At 43.8% G+C, this 16,993-nt stretch carries 14 protein-coding genes; all 14 read right to left on the bottom strand.

What is annotated here, in order from left to right; genetic code table 11:
• Positions 1-4: 4 nt before the first annotated feature.
• From tssJ to JKJ11_RS09455, 14 genes are read right to left on the bottom strand one after another with little or no spacing between them, the layout of a single operon-like run.
• Entirely contained in the window at positions 5-496 is a 492-nt protein-coding gene (gene tssJ, locus JKJ11_RS09520; protein WP_006070768.1) for a type VI secretion system lipoprotein TssJ, read from the bottom strand.
• A complete protein-coding gene (locus tag JKJ11_RS09515; RefSeq protein ID WP_006070767.1) occupies positions 496-1,443 on the bottom strand; it encodes an FHA domain-containing protein in 948 nt (315 codons plus the stop codon). The genes tssJ and JKJ11_RS09515 overlap by 1 nt, the downstream gene beginning before the upstream one ends.
• Before the next feature lie 2 nt (positions 1,444-1,445).
• Entirely contained in the window at positions 1,446-2,186 is a 741-nt protein-coding gene (locus JKJ11_RS09510) for a transporter substrate-binding domain-containing protein (protein WP_420883062.1), read from the bottom strand.
• On the bottom strand, positions 2,167-3,210 hold the full coding sequence (locus JKJ11_RS09505) for an ABC transporter substrate-binding protein (protein ID WP_252038061.1): 1,044 nt from the start codon (positions 3,208-3,210) through the stop codon (positions 2,167-2,169). The genes JKJ11_RS09510 and JKJ11_RS09505 overlap by 20 nt, the downstream gene beginning before the upstream one ends.
• Positions 3,207-5,798: an MFS transporter gene (locus JKJ11_RS09500; RefSeq protein WP_252038060.1), complete on the bottom strand. Its 2,592-nt coding sequence runs from the start codon at positions 5,796-5,798 to the stop codon at positions 3,207-3,209. Before JKJ11_RS09500 ends, JKJ11_RS09505 begins: the two co-directional genes overlap by 4 nt.
• A 16-nt stretch (positions 5,799-5,814) precedes the next feature.
• Positions 5,815-8,421 (bottom strand): type VI secretion system ATPase TssH, encoded by a 2,607-nt coding sequence (gene tssH / locus JKJ11_RS09495; RefSeq protein WP_252038059.1) that lies wholly within the window; start codon positions 8,419-8,421, stop codon positions 5,815-5,817.
• A 44-nt stretch (positions 8,422-8,465) separates the two neighbouring features.
• Entirely contained in the window at positions 8,466-9,422 is a 957-nt protein-coding gene (locus tag JKJ11_RS09490) for a type VI secretion system baseplate subunit TssG (protein WP_124939801.1), read from the bottom strand.
• Positions 9,413-11,173, bottom strand: a complete 1,761-nt coding sequence (tssF, locus tag JKJ11_RS09485; protein WP_252038058.1) for a type VI secretion system baseplate subunit TssF — start codon at positions 11,171-11,173, stop codon at positions 9,413-9,415. The genes JKJ11_RS09490 and tssF overlap by 10 nt, the downstream gene beginning before the upstream one ends.
• Positions 11,166-11,582, bottom strand: a complete 417-nt coding sequence (gene tssE / locus JKJ11_RS09480) for a type VI secretion system baseplate subunit TssE (protein WP_031495885.1) — start codon at positions 11,580-11,582, stop codon at positions 11,166-11,168. The genes tssF and tssE overlap by 8 nt, the downstream gene beginning before the upstream one ends.
• The gene (locus tag JKJ11_RS09475) at positions 11,579-12,976 is read right to left on the bottom strand and encodes a type VI secretion system contractile sheath domain-containing protein (protein WP_252038057.1); all 1,398 of its coding nucleotides are present in this window, start codon (positions 12,974-12,976) and stop codon (positions 11,579-11,581) included. The genes tssE and JKJ11_RS09475 overlap by 4 nt, the downstream gene beginning before the upstream one ends.
• Before the next feature lie 56 nt (positions 12,977-13,032).
• The gene (gene tssC, locus JKJ11_RS09470; protein ID WP_252038056.1) at positions 13,033-14,511 is read right to left on the bottom strand and encodes a type VI secretion system contractile sheath large subunit; all 1,479 of its coding nucleotides are present in this window, start codon (positions 14,509-14,511) and stop codon (positions 13,033-13,035) included.
• A complete protein-coding gene (gene tssB / locus JKJ11_RS09465; protein WP_006070757.1) occupies positions 14,508-15,014 on the bottom strand; it encodes a type VI secretion system contractile sheath small subunit in 507 nt (168 codons plus the stop codon). The genes tssC and tssB overlap by 4 nt, the downstream gene beginning before the upstream one ends.
• A 19-nt stretch (positions 15,015-15,033) precedes the next feature.
• Positions 15,034-15,555 carry a type VI secretion system tube protein Hcp gene (locus tag JKJ11_RS09460; RefSeq protein ID WP_006070756.1) on the bottom strand — a complete coding sequence of 174 codons (522 nt, stop codon included), beginning with the start codon at positions 15,553-15,555 and terminating at the stop codon, positions 15,034-15,036.
• A 32-nt stretch (positions 15,556-15,587) separates the two neighbouring features.
• Positions 15,588-16,967 carry a type VI secretion system protein TssA gene (locus JKJ11_RS09455; protein WP_252038055.1) on the bottom strand — a complete coding sequence of 460 codons (1,380 nt, stop codon included), beginning with the start codon at positions 16,965-16,967 and terminating at the stop codon, positions 15,588-15,590.
• Positions 16,968-16,993 lie beyond the last annotated feature (26 nt).

Raw genomic sequence — 16,993 nt, 5'->3', positions numbered from 1 at the left:
TCTATCAGAATATCTGCCACCAACTAGACTCAGGAGCGACGATGTCAAGCTCTACATTAAGTCCAGATAGTCTAAGCGCGATGCTACTTTCACCATCAGTGGGTACAGCAGTTACTGCTTTTCCATTGCTTTCACGGTAGTTGGCATACTCCACTAATGCGGCGATGTACTGGGTATTTTTGTTGATATCTAGTGAGATAGTTTGGTTACTGTCAGGCATCACTGACGGTAAAACTTGTTTGACCACCAGACTACTTCCTAGCGCTTGGAGGTCGGAGTTATACAGAGTAATAAAACTGCTTTGCTCGAAGCTCTCTTTACTTGCGAGTTGATATAATCTGACCACGACAGGGTTGGCCGAGTCAGATTGATATTTGTTAATGGTATCGTCCGCATTAACAGTCATGCTATAGGCCGTGGTCACTGGGACAGGGTCGGAAGAACATGCTGTAATGCTGAGTACAAACAAAGCGGTCGATAGCATTGAAAACCGCATTAGTCTTCTCCTCCACGCTGCATATTTTCGATAAACAGCGCCTTAAATTGGCGGCGAAAATCGCCATTTTTCTGTCTGCGCTCAAAGGTCTTTCTATAAATGCGCCAGTAACGCTTTTCTTTGTTAACAAACAGGCTGTTGCCTACATATTCATTAAACTGAGACTCCAGTTGTTCAGGGCAGAACTCATCTAAAAATTGTTCTATGGTCTGTTCCAAGGCAGTAAAAAGTTGGTCGTGTTGAAATGATGGGTTTTGCAACAGGCTTTGGTTTTCTTTTGATAGCGCAATGAGCTGCTGTAACGAGGAGGTGATGTCATCGTTTTCTCTATTCATAGGAACGAATTCAATGGTCGAAGATGGCGCTGATTCTTCGCTAAAGTTGACGTGTTGGACGTTGTTTATTGGCTCTTCAAATCGAGAAATCTCTTCCTGTTCAAAACCGTCAAAAGGATCCGATGAAAATGGGTCATCGGCCAGTACGTTCTGGGTAGAAAAATCGTTGGTCATAGGGTCGACTTGTATTGAACTGAGTGTGCTGGTTTCAAGAAAATCAACATCATCGCTGGCGTCGATGTTGAAACTAAGGGTATCAACATCGACTTCCTTATTGACCACAGCCGCTTTCGAAGCCGTCAATGTGCTGACGAGAAGACTGTAATCTGCTATTGCAATGATATCGCCATCGCTAATAGGTAGCTGAAGTCCACCTTGTACCGATTTATCATTGAGATTAATGCCATTGCGACTTAGGTCTTGAATAAAGTAACCGTCACTGGTGAGAGTGATGGCAGCATGTTTACGCGATATTCGACTGGAGTGATCTGGCAGAACTACATCACAATCTGGGCTGCGGCCAATCACACCACCTTCCTCTGGAAGGTGGACAATTCGGGACGCGACGGCTTCCTGCTCCGGAATTGACACTAAATGAATACTAATGGCCATGGTTACCCCTTACACTTTTCCACTGCGCGATTAAAGCTTGTTAAGAACCCAGAGTATTCGTTGAGGAATCGATTTGAAAAGTAGACCCCCATCTTTTTTGTTTCCATATGCTGTGAGCGAAAGTAGTCTTTGGACAATCCAGCTACGTCTAACTCATTTTCAAAAACCAGTTGGTCTTCAAGTGCAATGTCGATTTCACGTTGTTTTAACAGCTTTAATAAAACTTTAGCATCTCTTGGCTGCTTCACTACGTTAAATCCCTGTCTTTTAAGCCAAAACCACTTGTTTGACCCAAATTTTGCAGAAAATTTGAGGTTGAGTTTATTTAATTCGGTGATCTTGGGATCGACACCAGCCCCGAAATACCAGTTAATCTTCTGTTCGGCGATTGGGGTTGAAACTGCTGCATACTCATTTCGCTCCAGAGTTTCGGTCGCGACAAAAAAACCATGCTGATTGCCATTTTGGACTCGCATTTGGGCATCAGACCAACTGGTCATAGTAAATTGGTATGGTTGACCCATTGAACCAAGTGCGCACTTCACTGTAGTAATCGCAACACCTTTCATCTCGGCGTGTTCATAATATTGATAGGGAGGCCAGTCTTGGGTTGTTAACATCAACCTAGATGGACCTATCGTATTAGCCGTAGCACCATATGCAACTATGGTGCTAGCGAGCAACAAAGTACATCGCCTTGAAAATGATAGATAACTTGTCATGTTATGGGGTTTCAAGAACATCCTTATTCCTTACTAACTCTGAAATTTTCAACATAGAAACGGGAGGGAAATACCCAATTAGATTTGCGGTATCGGCATTAACGATATAGGAAAACTGTTGGAGCGTTTCAATGGGTATATCTCCAGCAAAAGTGTCTTCGGTGAGTATTTGCTGCGCTTTAAAGGCCGCAAATTGACCAGCATAATAATAGCGGCTAACAACACCAACAAGCGCACCGCTATTGCGTATTGGTGATTCTGTGGCTGAGAAAGTAGGTAGCCCCGCACTGTGAACAATATCAGTAATTACTTTAGCATTCGATATCAGTAGCGAGTCTGCCGGTAGGTACACTAAATCCACGTCGTCGTTCTTCATTTCGACGACCAAAGATTGAATATTGGCCTTTTCTATTCCGTTAGTCGTTTTCTGGACTGGGTAGCGTTTGACGTTAATACCGTTTTGTGTCGCGACGGCCAGTAAAGTGTTCGCGGCAATTTGCGAATTGTTTTCTAAAGGGTTAAACAAAATACCAACAGTACGGATGTCTCCCAGTTCTTTGATGACGTTAAGCTGCACTTCATAGGGGACAATATGGCTAACCCCAGTATAGTTTTGGGCTCTTTGTGAACTATCCACACTATCTACTATTTTTGAGCCAATAGGGTCGCTCACAATATTAAAAACAACCGGTATTTCACCGCTACTATTAAACTTTGTAGGGGCATTAGTGCTACCCAAAAGTGACAAGGTAATGGTGGTCCCAAAGGTATAAACAAGATCAGGTCTAAGACCTTCAAGGGAGTCGATGTGCTTTGCTAAAGTTTCTCGGTTCTTATCCGCATCTAAAATAGTGATTCGGACGCTATCATTCTTATTCATTTCATCAACAAACCCTTGCTCTGCTTGAGTCACTCCTCGCCAAAGCAGCATGACGACATGTTTGGAGTCCTGCAAGTTAGAGTTAGGACTATGTTCATTTGCCGAGACTATCGACGTCAGCAGCAAAGTTACGATTAAGACGATGGATTGAAGCGATTTAATCATGCGGAAGCTCCTTCAACGTCACTAAATATTTTGTCTTTCTTTTGCCAAAAGTAATACACCAATACAAGGCTTATAGTGCTGACGAATAGCAGTCCGCCTAGGATCATTACGGTGCTAATAAACCCATAAATGCCAAGCAATGCTCCAGTTAAAATAGGGCCTGTCACATTACCGATCCTCTCTGTAAGTCTAAAAATACCAATCGCTTTTCCCCGTTCACTGGTGGAGACTTTCATTAGACTCATCACCAAAGGGATCTGTGGTGAAATACCGATGCTGTGAGCGATACCAACAACGAGAACAACAACTAGCAATCCAAGGGTGCCATTAAAGTAATAGATGTTGAGCAAAGCAAATGAGGACAACAGTCCGCCAATCACTACGAAGACAAGTTTGTTCTTAAATCTGTCTATCCATATCGCGGTTAAGGGCGAGATAACCACAATGGCTAACCCATAGATCATCAAAATACGTCCGGACATGGCATTGCTCTCGCCAAGATGCTGTAGATAAACAGGGCATAAATAATAGAGAAAGCCGGTAAGAACTACTTTGGCTGGAATAGCGCTGCAAAAGCTTATAAGAGCAAAGTGTTTATTGCTCAATAGATCACTGAAGTCGGATAGCTTAATTGGCACTGAAGACTGGTTATTGTCGCCTTGTTCGAAGAAGCGCCAAACTAACAACACGCCAACGATGCTGATCCCCGAAGCTAAGAAGAAGGTGCCACTATATCCAATACGGTCAGCAAGCAAGCCTCCTATAGCTGCTCCGCACAAGGAGCCCGAGAAGAACGAAGACAAGAACGTCGCCATACCTTTGGTTCTATTTGAATTGTCGGTATAGTCACTGACAAAACCTTGCGCTGAAATAAACACTAATCCATAGCCTAATGCGGTAATCGTTCTGCTGAGAAGCATCGCAGATAATGTATTGCACAAACTGGTGGAAACCATGCCAACTGTGATAACCAAACCACCGATAATTAGCGCCTTACGTCGTCCCAATTTATCTGACCAGTATCCTGCAAAGGGTAGAGAAATCGCCCAGACCAACATGAATAACGAGATAGGAAAACTCGCTTGCATACTTAATGGTATCCAAGAGACATCCATCACTAAGGTCGAGACATAGTTGGGAAAGAAAGAGAGAGATGCCGCCTCGGCAAAGACAAACAAAAATAAGGGCAGGCGGACAAAACGATAGTTCTGATGTTCAATTATCGATGTTTGTGAGGTGTTTTCTGCTAGAGTTGTTCGGTTAATTTTTGCAAGTAGCGAGCTGATTTCATCGCGGCTTGTGACCTTAGCAGTCGTGTCTGTAAAGCCTTTACTGAGCCGAGCAACTAACTGTTTTAATTGGTGCCACGGTGACATGATCATATAGTTACAAAGGAAAAGAATCACTTCAGTAACGACTAGCAAAGAGGCAACCAATATGGATAACATATCGAGCAAGTTCTCTTTAAGGAGAGTGGCAACGAGATTCTTGTCCGATGATATGGTTAAGGCGATGGTGTCGTGGTTATTGAGTGGAAATAAATGGGTGTTGAGTTGCAACTCATCGAATTGAGCACCAGCGTTCACTAATGTTTGTGATTCTTGGACGATAGAAATCGCGATAATGTCGTTGTGATTGACCAGATAGTTGGCTAGTTCACTATCAAGACCACGTAGATTAGCGACATCAAAGCCACTAGCGATGAGGTAATCTAGTAATTGAACGAGGGAGTAGGCAATAATGGAGGCTTTTTCGTTTAATTCTTGTTGATAGATATCCGCGAAGTAGTCCATCATTTGTAATGAAGTCATAAAGTTGGCAACAAAAGTGGTGGTGAATGCCAACACCAGAATCAACATCGTGGTGTGTCTTTGTCTGAATTTTTGCCAACGGGTTAAATGCTGTTGGTTGCCTTCCATAATTTGGCTTGCAAGCTCAAATTTACATCCTGCAATTTCTTGCGACGACAAGCATTGATCGACCTCGGAGGTTCGGCGCAACATGTGCTTTGTGATACCGTGAATGAAAATTAAATTACACAGTGTCGCAATAACGATCCAAATTACAGCGTAGAAAGCACTTTTTGAAATGAGCCCACTGCGCAACGAGCCTAAATGTTCGAGGGAGTAAGTGAGTGAGATCTCGCCGTCCAACTGACCGAATGCATTGTAAATAGGTGTGCGTAGCTGTTTAGTTTGGCTCTCTGCGATAGAGACCTCAGCGTGGTTGGCAAAGTAGAGCCGCTCAGTTTGTCTATCGGTAACTTCAAGAGCGATTAGGCCAGAAACGCTGGCTAAATGACGTTCCAATAGAGACTGTACATTGCTGATACCATGCAAAGGAACACCGAAGGCAATAGCATTGTTGATGTCGGACAAGGTTTCTTGCATGACCACCTTATATTTGGAGTCAGTCGTCTCAGTTAAACGCTTATCAAAATTTAGGTAGTTTAAGCTGGTGGTCAGGAAAATAGACAGTGACAAGACGACAAAAATAGCGAAAGAAAGCTTGAAGCTAAGCCCCGGTAACATACCGCGAGACTTGCTGTTTACGCTTTCATCCTGAATATCCGTTTTTTGTCGACTCATCACTATCGCCTTTTTGCTAGCTAATACTTAAAGAGAAACCATTTTTGTCATCACCGGAGACCTCCACATGATTTATGGCTTCTTGTCTGCTCAAGCGATTAATACACTCTTCAGCTAACTTGGGCATGAGCGAGCGATTAATGATCTGTTCTACCGCACGACCGCCAGTTGTTGGGTCGTTGTTTTTCTCCACAACGTAGTTAATGAACGACTCATCCCATCGGAATGATGCTTGGTATTGCTCAGCCAGTTTTTTCTTAATACGATTCAGTGATATTTCGGTTATCTTGCCTAACTCACTATCGTTAAGTGGGTAGTAAGGCACAATGGTCGTACGGCCTAAAAATGCAGGTTTAAAGTAACGTTGAAGGTCAGGTCGAATCATTTCTAACAGCGTGCTGTTATCAAGCTGGGATTCAGCTTCGTCACAAGCATCGCAAATAGCTTGGTCAGCCGCATTTGAGGTCATGATAATAATGGTATTTTTAAAATCGACACTGCGGCCTTCACTGTCCTTGATATGTCCCTTATCGAAGATTTGATAAAAGAGATCGTGGACACCAGGATGTGCTTTCTCCATCTCATCAAGTAACAGAACAGAGTAGGGGTTGCGTCTAATCGCTTCGGTTAATACACCGCCTTCACCAAAGCCCACGTAGCCCGCCGGACTACCGAGCAACATTGATATTTTATGTTCTTCTTTAAACTCCGTCATGTTAATGATGGTCATGTCGTTGCTACCACCATAGAGCTGTTCTGCAAGTGCCATAGCGGTTTCAGTCTTACCAACACCACTTGGGCCACACATCAAGAATACGCCGATAGGTTTACGGTTGTCCGTCAAGCCAGCTCTGGAAATACGAATTGCTTTAGCGAGCTCTTGTTTTGCCACATTCTGCCCAATCACTCGCTTATCGAGTTCGGTTTCCAGAGTAAGCAGCTTATTAATTTCATCACTCAACATGCTTCCAACGGGAATTCCGGTCCAGTTTGCAATCACTTCAGCGATCGTTCCTTCATCAACTAATGCGTGAACCAGAGGAGTCTCTCCTTGTAACTCTGCCAGTTCATCTCGCAGCTTGTTCAGTTCTTCAGTCATTTGCTCCGGGTTTTCGGTTTCTTCGCTCGCGTTGCTGATATCAGATTGTATTGCTTTAATTTTATCAACTAGCTCAACTTCTTGATTCCACTGGCTATTCAAGGCATCGAGTTTGTTTTGGTTTTGCTCTCTTTGCTGTGTGAGTTCTGCAATATCGGCTTCATTGCCACCGAACAGCGCTTGCTCTTTAGCCAATGCCATCAATTCGTTTTCTTGATAACGAATCATTTGCTCTAAAGACTCGATAATTTCTGGCTTTGCGCCTTGGGTTAAGGCAATTCGAGCACTTGCAGTGTCGAGCAAGCTAATGGCTTTGTCTGGAAGCTGTCTTGATGGTAAATAGCGTATTGATAGATTAACGGCGGCTGCAATGGCTGATTCGGTAATGAAGGCACCATGATGTCCTTGAAGTGAGTCGGCAACCCCTCTTAGCATCTGCATTGCGTCTTCTGCGTTTGGTTCTTCAATGGTGACAACTTGGAATCTTCGGGTTAGAGCAGGATCTTTCTCAAAGTACTTTTTGTATTCCGCCCACGTTGTTGCTGCGATGGTTTTGAATTCTCCACGAGCCAGGGCCGGTTTCAGCAGATTAGCGGCGTCATTTTGTCCGGCTGCACCGCCAGCACCAATTAACGTGTGTGCTTCATCGATAAAGACGATAATGGGCTCCTCGGAGCTTTTAACTTCGTTAATGACATCTTTTAGTCGGTTTTCAAATTCACCCTTAACGCTTGCTCCTGCTTGGAGGAGCCCAAGGTCGAGAGAGTGAATTTGAACACCTTGAATCGCCGCTGGCACCTCGCCAGTTGCAATTCGAAGCGCTAAGCCTTCAACCACTGCGGTTTTACCGACGCCAGGTTCTCCTACGAAAATAGGGTTGTTTTGTCTCTTACGGCACAAAATATCAATAGCTTTGCGCACTTCACTGTTGCGTCCAGAAATGGGGTCGATCTTGCCATCTTGAGCTTGTTGGGTCAGGTTGATAGTGTACTTTGAGAGCGCATCGCCACCGCTAGACGACTCACCACCTGTGCTGGTGCCAGGGGAGGTGGTAGAAGTCGACGCACCACTTTTTCGAATAAGACCTTGTAAAGATTCAGTGGAAACATCTTTCAAACTCTCAAGTTTCAAAGTGGAAACACCCATTACGTTTTGTTGAAGCATGGACTGAATAAGGTGCAGACTGACTATTTCACCATGTCCGTAGTTTACCGAGGCAATCATCCACGCATCTTTAATCAATTCAGTGAGCTCATGGCTTAGTGTTGGTTGTCCTTCACTTCCTTTGGGAAGACGCGTGATTTTATCTGTGAGTTCACTAACCAAAGCATCTTGAGCAATGTTTTGAGAACGACAGAGATTTTCTAGACCTTTGTCTTTCTGCGAGATGAGCTGCAAAATCCAATGTTCTACTTCGATAGCAGGCACCCCTTGGTTCATTGCTGCTCCAGCCGATACTTCTAGAGCCTGCTTTAACTCGGGTGAGAGTTTGCTAACTAAATTAGTGAGTGTTACTTGTGCCATGTATAAATTCCCTTTTTTGATGTCCCTAGAGTCCTAAAGCTAGATCAGCGTAGCCTTATTCGTACCTTGGATTGTGGAAAACGCTCAGGAGCTAAGCAGTCGACTTCTCCCAGTTTCGCAGAGCTTAAAGCGTTGGAGCTAAGAACTGGTGCATTTAGATGCTGCCTAAGAATGAGAAGATAGATCGTTACTGGAGTATCATCTTTGAGATAATGTTGAACCGTTGACTTCACATCGTTTGCTAATCTTGAATCCCGTTTGAGCTGTTCGACTTCGCGTCTATTCTGAGGCTCGATATAAACTTTAATGCTGGCACTAGGTACATCACAGCGACTTCCTATTAATAAACCGTGTCCTAATTTATTGTTTTTCCTAGACCTAACAGATTTACCAATATTGCTAGTTGCGGCTTCAGGTAGCTTTCGAGTCTCATATGGGGTGACCTGTACCGATATCTTTAGTTCGTAGTAGTCGTTTAATAGTTGCTCTAACGTACGAATGTTTCTGCTATTTTGACCGAGCAGCATGGTATATTGAATCAAATGACGATTGCTATTTTCCAATCCTGACAAATGATAAAGCGTGTTACTTAACTTATTGTTTTGCTCATTTTGAAGCAGTAACCAAGCGCGTGTCTCTTGTTTGTAAGTAAGCTCAAATTGACGTTGGTTGAAGACATCAAGAAAGGCTTTTAATCCTTCGTCTTCCTGATGTAGTGCTTCAAGCAATTCTTCATAGATGTAATCAGGGATGACACCATATACACCGGATAAAGCCGTCTTTGCGATAGATAAACGTATTTGTCTATTGGTGACTTCTATCTGACTAATGTCATTTAAATTTCCACTGGGAATGACTTCTGATTCTAGTTTCAATCGAGTCCGGTTCTGAGGATTGTCAGAACAATACGATTGAAGAACACGAATAGCTTGAGCAAACTCAAAATCATCGGGCTGATTGCAGAGACTGTTCATAGGTGAACTAGACAGGTTTAAAGACATAGCTGGTTCCCGTGAACTTTCGCGAAACAGAGGCCGCTTTGCGGCTTACCATATAGATTGACACTAAGTTGTATATAGCGGTCAAAGCTGCAGAATTGTTTGAAAAACTCGTTCATGACTATTGAGAACGAGTGATAGGGCATCTCAGAGTTGAGCTCTACCGTGATTTCTGTACCCGGGACAAATACATTTTTATTGTGAACTCGCAGGGTAGAGACTTGCGTTTGGAATTTCACATTGTTGATGGTGTTAATTTCATCGAGGTTTTTGGCATCATGAGCGAATAGCTTAAAAATTCCTTTTAGCATGGATGCGGGATCATCGCTTTGCAGCAAGGAGTTAAAGTTACATGTTAAAAGCCCAATCAGCTGGCTTAATGACTTTTCACTATTTTGTACATCTTGCGGCGCGGATGGCGGGTACATCAGGGTCATGACTCCGGGGAGATCAATGCTCTCTCGGCATTCAAGCTCACCAGACGCACTACAGGCCAGTTTGTCATTGCAGCACAATAAACGTGCAATTAGCGTGGCATTTTCCGATTGATAAAGAGACTCTGAAACGACGACTTCAAACTGTCGCTCTAAGTTCATTTTCGCTTCCCAATAGGCAGTACTTGTAGCGTGTGTCTTTTTGCTGTGTTTGTATTTGTCCCCTAGAACAGGCACCAGTTCGACATCTCCGTATGCAGTGATTTGTTTGACTGATTGGATCTTGATGATGTCGATGACAGAGTCATTGCCACTGTTAGGTTGAATAAGATAAGCGAGGCGACGCCCATCGACAGTAATCGGTTCGCTTATGTGCTCGAAAGTATTAATTACGGGCACAACATTTAAACGAATGACGTCGGTATCAAATAAACGCAAAAACTCAGAAGGAATGTCATTCAGGAAGATATTCAAAGTACATTGATGGTCATTAACTTTGCTAATAGCGCTAGCGAAATTTCTTATAATGAAAAACTGTCGCTTTTCTTTGAATAAGAAAAACTCTCTTATGATTTGAAAGCCATCAAACTGATTACCTTTTGCGGGTAAAAACTTAAAATCAGGATCACCGACACGGCTCTGTAGTTGCACGCCACTCAATTCTGCAATTGTGTTATTTTCACGATCTGACAGAGAGATAGCGAGACAGTTTGAGAGCAGGAGTTCTACTAATAAGTCTGCGTTGTTAGCAAAACCTTTTACAAAGAAGTTTAAGTCAGAACAAGCTAGCGAGGAAAAGTAGACACCTTCATCTCCCGTTGATAATTGAATCTGAAGCGCAGCATTGGCCAGTTCCGCCTCTTCTGGCTTATGGACTGAGAACGGTGCAGTGGTTGCTGAAATATCTGTTATGCTGAATGGGTTGATCGCTAAGTTATCAACCGTTTGAAACAAGCACTCTTGCTCCCCAATCATATTTGAAAATTGACTACCCAATGGAATATTCGCGTTCTCTGTAATACCATCCGGTGCATTCAATTCTGCGTAACCAATACTTGGAACTCGTTGATTGATGGAAGGGTATATCACGTCTATCAAGCTATCGATAACTTGCGAATATTGGGTCTCCAATGCCATTTCTGTTTTAGCGTTGAGCAAGGCAACACCGTCCAGCAAACGCGCGAGGCTGGGATCTTCGATTTGCCCCTGATGCATATCGAGTAATGAGGCAATATGAGAGTGCTCCTCGGCATAGAACCCTAAGGAACGCTTTACTAAAGCTAACTCTCTTTCATAATATCGAAGCAAAGGATCAGTCATATTCTTCCTCTGATATCTTGGCACTGAAGTCACCAAGCGCTATTTTCGAGTCAAAGACGAGGGTTTGTTCTCCGTCCTGAGATAGATGCTTGGCTACAATGGTAAATTGAATACAGTTTTGACCTTCCCGGCGTTCTAACATCTCCACAGAAACATCGGATAATCGCGGTTCATATGTGGTAAGCCATGTTTCTATTTTTCTTGCCAACTGTGTTTGGTCGAGGTTGGCGGTCAACAGCTGAACATCAGTAATACCGAAGGTAAAGCTAGAACGTCTGACCTCAGAAAGACTGTTTTCGACAGCAATTAACGGTGCTTCAGACTCTAGTAATCGAGTCAGATGGTAGCGAATATCGTCAATCTCATCGTCTTGGCGAGATGATTGAATAAAAGCATTGTAGAAACTCACTGGCTGACCTCCCCAAGCTCCGTAGTTAACACCACTTCACCGTTAAAATGGTCAAACTGATATTGGGGAACCATTCGTAACGTGCAAGAGAAATGGCCGGGAAGGGACTCTATCTCGTTAACGGCAATGTGTGCTTTGCTGAGAGGATATTTTGCCAAGGTCTCTTCGTTGGCGTAGTTCACATTACTGGAGAATTTCTCAATCCAGTTTCGTAGAAACTGTTCACATTCTCGCGCATCGCTGAAGTTACCAATCATTTCACGCACTTGAACTTTGAGAAAATGGGCGACACGGCAGCACATTAGTGTCGTTTGTAGTTGAGCCAAAACTTTGTCGTTATCGCTATCTGATGGTGCCCACACTGAATTGTTACCAGAGAAGTAGAGCTTGCCTGTTAGTGCGTTTCTTGCGAGAGAGATGAAACCTTGATTGGAATAAAAGCTAGCGATTCTACCAATTAAATAACTGTCACATTCGCTGTAAGTAAGCTCAGATGTTTTGTGTTTCCATGCCAGAAGAGCCCCTTGTTCTTTATCACTCCAACGAGCTTTTAGGAAGCCAAACCAACCGATACGATGGTGTTCCTTCATGACCGTAGATAGGAAAGCAATATTGGCATATCCCCAAAGCGTGTCGCCTTTTTCTTGATAAAGGAATCCACAGCGATGATCTTTGTACGGTTGACGCAATTTGATACGTGGCATCGCTAAGCCAAGAAAACGAGCACTAGGTTGCTTGCGCAGAGCTTGCCAAGCTGTGTAATCTGGGCCGTTTAAGACCTTTTCTATTCTTTGTGTATTGGAAAGCCAGTCGGCGCCTGAGTCGGCAAAAAAAAGTGAATCAGGAGAAGCTAGCATGGTACATAAAGTTTGTTCACCCAGTTGACCAATTAGACCCAGTGTGTAGATGTCGTCAAATTCGCTATTAACGTCTAGGTCCATGGAAATAGGGTGTGTGAAGGCGATACAACCAAAGGGTTGTCCACCTAGCGTATTAAGTTCTTTATTGCCAATGGCATTGAACAAAAAAGTTTGTTTGATGGAATATGATTGATTGAGGTCGTTTGATACCTCTTCCCAGCTCATATCAAGAATTTTGAGTTTGGTTCTTTGCCTGCTGACTGGTTGTGTTGCTAGGTAAAGCGCTTGACGCCAACTTGCCTCTAGAGCTTGAAAGTCGTCATTGTGCAGAATGAGATCCATTTGTTTGGAAAGGCGCTCATCTAAGACAAGAATGAGTTGAGTAATTTGCGCAATAATACGCTCTGCTGAATAAGTAGAGTATTGGTGTTCTTTTTTTGCTAGTTCGACCATCATTGCGAGTGCGTCAAACAAGTATGAATCTTGTTTGGGGTCGAGCGCGTTAAATTGTTTTTGCCAGTCTGTACTAAACATCTACATCAACTACCGCAGCATTTAGCCGCAACCACAAAGGTTGCGGCTTATCACAATTAACCAGGAATCTTCGCAACCATGCGAACAGAGGTGGTAAGTTCTTCGAGTTGAAGCCATGGTCTTAGGTGTGCAATCGCAGAGTAAGCCCCAGGTTTACCCGGCTGTTCAACCACTTCAATACGAGACTCTGCCAGTGGCGTACGAGCTCGAGAATCGTTACCAATCGCACCTGCGTTGGTGTATTGGTCGATCCAAAGTTGAAGTTCACGTTGAATATCGGGTGCTTCAATGTTTGAACCCAAACGATCACGTCCCATTACTTTCAAATAATGGGCAATTCGACCACTTGCCATGATGTATGGCAGTCGTGCGGAGATAGCAGCGTTAGCCGTAGCATCCGGATCGGTATAGATTTTCGGTTTTTGGGTAGTTTGCCCGCCGATAAAAACGCCATAGTTGGTGTTCTTGTAATGAACTAGAGGAAGGAAACCAAGGTCGCTGAGTTCTTTCTCTCGTTCGTCGGTGAGATTCACTTCTGTTGGACATTGCTGGACTAGATCGCCAGCCTCAGTCTTGTACGTTAGGTTAGGCAGGTTTTCTACTTTACCGCCGTTATCAAGACCTCGAATAGCAGTACACCAGCCATATGCAGTGAATGCTTGAGTCATCTTAAGACCTAGATCATACGCCGCATTAGACCAGACAAGTTCATCGTTATTCTTCGGATTCGGATTACCATCCATATCAACATCCAGCTCTTCATAAGCGAAGACGTCTGTGCTTAGCCCTTTTTGTCCATATGGTAAGCGTGCCATAGTACGAGGAAGCGTCAGAGTGACATAACGCGCGTCATCACTTTCCCTAAACGAGTTCCAAGCAGCGTATGCAGGAGAGTCAAAGCCTGCTGCGACAGGTTTGCCTTCTTCAAATGTAGAGAAGTCATTGAACTCAAACATTTGCGCATTGGCTGCGGCAATGAATGGAGCGTGGCACGCTGCAGCTACTTCGCCCATGTAACGAAGAAGTGCTACATCTTCATCTTTTGCGCTGAACTCGTAGTCACCGATGAATGTGCCGTAGGGCTCACCACCTGCTGTACCGTATTCATCTTGATACAGGGCGTTGAAGAGAGGACTGCGGTCTATAGCTGGTGCATCTTCAAATTGTTCGAGCAATTCATCTTGTGAGAAATCAACCATTTTGATTTTCAATGAACGCCCAGTGTCGCTCTCTTTGACGAGTTTTTGTAGACCACGCCAAGAACCTTCAAGCTTTTGAAAGTCGTCTTGTTGCATCACCGCAGAAAGCTGCTTTGACAGCTTCTTGTCGATTTCGCCGATGGCGCTTTCAATAGTTTTAGTTAAGTTTTTATCCCACGTTACGGTGCCTGAAAGTGCCTGTTCAGCAAGTACTGAAAACAGCTCTTTAGTTGTATCCGCAGGAGTTTGTGTTGTGGCTTCAATCGCTCTGTCAAGGAAACTCAGTGAGCCTTCCTCAGCGGACGGTTGGCCTTGTACGTCTGATTCAGTGCTCATTCTTCTGCTCCTTTCTGTTCAATACCAAGTTCTTGAGATAAGGCGTTGATGGTGTCTGCACTTTGCAACACTTCTTTCAATAACTTCTCTAGATCACGAGAGCGATCAGCCTTAGAAAGTAGTACCTTCAACTGATTGCGAGTCTCTACGAGCTTTTTTAAGGGCTCGACTTGGTCAATGATGGCTTCAGGCTCGAAGTCCTTCATAGAATTAAACTTAAGGCTTGCTTCAAATTGACTATCATCTTCGGCAAGAACATTGTCTACTTTCATGGATAACTCAGGACCAACGCGTTTCATAACATGATCGAAGTTATCTTTGTCTAAGTTATAGAATGTGCGATCTTCAACATCTTCTTTGTCTTGTTTATGACCAGAATAATCACCGATTACACCCACAACAAAAGGCAGCTCTTTTGTTTCAACTGCTCCATTGGTTTCTACATCATATGTGATGCTAACGCGGTTCTTACTTACGCGTTTGTGCTGAGAATTTAGTGCCACAACATCTCTCCTTGATTAATTAGCTAGCGGTTGAAGTGACTTTCGCTTCAGTTGCATCAAAGCCGACTTCTGGGCCTTTCTCGATTTTTCCGCCTTCTCCCTCGATATAGTAAGCTTTTGAAATCTCGGTGTAGGTAAGCGCAAAGCTCTCACTTGGTAATGAACCGTTTGTTCCTGTCATTGTGTAGTTAGACATACGTGCGTTTTTCAGCGTTAAGATAAGGTATGGATCAGCACCAGAACCTTCGCGATTTGGTTTAGTCATCACCACTTCAATGGTTTTACCTTCAGCACCTGGTGCATATAAGAAAGTTGTAAGGTAAGGTGAGGCACCATCACAGCCACGGCCAATAGTGATTTCCCCTAGAGCTACCATACCTTGGTCAGCATTGTTGGCATTACCAACATCAATACCTACGCCACGAACGGCGCTCCAAGAAACATTATCAATGGCAAAGAACCCATCTTTACCACCAATTTTCTCAACGGTTGCTGCACCTTTAGGTTTGGTTCCGTCAATTCTCATAAAAATAGAAGCCATCAGTTTTCTCCTTCGCGTATCGCGTTAAACCGTTACCATTCAAAATCAGAAACGTCTGAATTTGCGGTAGCTTGAGTTACTTCATTGTTGTTGGATTGGTTTGAGGCCGAGGATTCGGCATCATTCGAGTTGCTAGTAGGAGACTCTGAGTACTGCTTAGAGTGACCACCAGACTGAGTTGATAGTGAACTGTTTTCCATGTTTATAGGGGCGTCATTCATTCCAATCAGTGAATCGATTTGATTAAGTGCATTGGAATTATTTCCTACCAGAATTTTCATCAGTTCTGGTAAGGGTAGTTGTCCCCAAACAATTGCCCGTTCAAGTAGGTAACTAGTTGGGTTATGTGGTTCAGTTTGCTTAAAGAAGTCCGCCAGAGTTCTCAATTGATTATAAGCGGCGTCTCTTGTGAGAGGCTGTGTAGAGATAGTTGAAACTGTCGCTGAAATAGGGGGTGTAGATTCCGGTGCTTTATTAGGCGTCGCATCGGGAATACTAACGGTATCTGGATTAGAACTGACCGAGTCTATATTATCGTGAGCGTCTGACTGCTCAGAGCTATCTGGTTGAGATTGAGTCTCGCCAGAAGCTGCTTCAGTGTTAATATCGTCTAAAGGCCACTGACTATATTGGTTACCGATTAATGTTCGCAGTGCCGTTAAATGGCTTTCGAAGATTTCACGGACGAATTTAAAGCTGAGCGCTTGGACGCCATGGCTTTGGCAACGTTCTGCAAGCACAGTTTCTACCTGATTTACCTGCTCTACCAATTGCCCTAAGCCGAGAATCAAGTCGGTACATTCAAGGCTAAAAGCGTCGTTAGCTTCGTTTTGCAGATCACTCAATGTGCCGCTGCGTTCTGCTTGGAAATAGCGAGAATAAGTGATGTTGCCAACAAGAGGAATGAACTGTGTTGGCATAAAGAGCGCGGAGGCCTCGGGTGCGTCACCGATGAACTGCGATAACGGTTTGATGCGAAACTCCACCAGTTCTTTTTGTTTTCCAGACTCATCCGTCGCCTTGACCTTGTTGTCAGGCAGTGTTGGATGCAAGGTATCCCAGAAGTTGTCAATGTAGTTTTGAAGAAGCTTAAAACCTTCAATCAGCTTCGGTATAGGTTCTCGGTCAAATGACAAGCTAGTTATGTACCAGCTCCAAAGTTCCGTATCTTTTGTTTTCGAACCGAGTGCTTCGTTGAGCTGTTCTCTAAACTGCTGCCAGTTTTGATCATTGAGTTCAGACTTTTCTTCGTCAGCAAATGCATCTGGGGCTTCTAACATTTGTCTAAAGGATGAAAGGGCGGTGTTATATCCATTTCTGATCGCTCTATATTCGCCGCGATCAAGCTTTAAGTATTGTCCACTGGGAGCGTCTTCCGATAGAGCGCCTGATAGGTCATCGAAACTGTACATACCATTCCTTGGTTTATTTCATTTAT

Origin of the sequence: Vibrio sp. SCSIO 43133 (assembly GCF_023716845.1) — a bacterium.
In the GTDB taxonomy this organism is placed as follows: Bacteria; Pseudomonadota; Gammaproteobacteria; order Enterobacterales; family Vibrionaceae; genus Vibrio; species Vibrio mediterranei.
Note: the sequence above shows the minus strand (reverse complement) of the source record. Positions and strands in the feature narration are given on the sequence as shown.

Excerpts from the sequence above, each read along its gene's own strand:
- tssJ (WP_006070768.1), bottom strand. The coding sequence starts at position 496 with ATGCGGTTTTCAATGCTATCGACCGCTTTGTTTGTACTCAGCATTACA.
- JKJ11_RS09515 (WP_006070767.1), bottom strand. The coding sequence starts at position 1,443 with ATGGCCATTAGTATTCATTTAGTGTCAATTCCGGAGCAGGAAGCCGTC.
- JKJ11_RS09510 (WP_420883062.1), bottom strand. The coding sequence starts at position 2,186 with ATGTTCTTGAAACCCCATAACATGACAAGTTATCTATCATTTTCAAGG.
- JKJ11_RS09505 (WP_252038061.1), bottom strand. The coding sequence starts at position 3,210 with ATGATTAAATCGCTTCAATCCATCGTCTTAATCGTAACTTTGCTGCTG.
- JKJ11_RS09500 (WP_252038060.1), bottom strand. The coding sequence starts at position 5,798 with ATGAGTCGACAAAAAACGGATATTCAGGATGAAAGCGTAAACAGCAAG.
- tssH (WP_252038059.1), bottom strand. The coding sequence starts at position 8,421 with ATGGCACAAGTAACACTCACTAATTTAGTTAGCAAACTCTCACCCGAG.
- JKJ11_RS09490 (WP_124939801.1), bottom strand. The coding sequence starts at position 9,422 with ATGTCTTTAAACCTGTCTAGTTCACCTATGAACAGTCTCTGCAATCAG.
- tssF (WP_252038058.1), bottom strand. The coding sequence starts at position 11,173 with ATGACTGATCCTTTGCTTCGATATTATGAAAGAGAGTTAGCTTTAGTA.
- JKJ11_RS09475 (WP_252038057.1), bottom strand. The coding sequence starts at position 12,976 with ATGTTTAGTACAGACTGGCAAAAACAATTTAACGCGCTCGACCCCAAA.
- tssC (WP_252038056.1), bottom strand. The coding sequence starts at position 14,511 with ATGAGCACTGAATCAGACGTACAAGGCCAACCGTCCGCTGAGGAAGGC.
- JKJ11_RS09460 (WP_006070756.1), bottom strand. The coding sequence starts at position 15,555 with ATGGCTTCTATTTTTATGAGAATTGACGGAACCAAACCTAAAGGTGCA.
- JKJ11_RS09455 (WP_252038055.1), bottom strand. The coding sequence starts at position 16,967 with ATGTACAGTTTCGATGACCTATCAGGCGCTCTATCGGAAGACGCTCCC.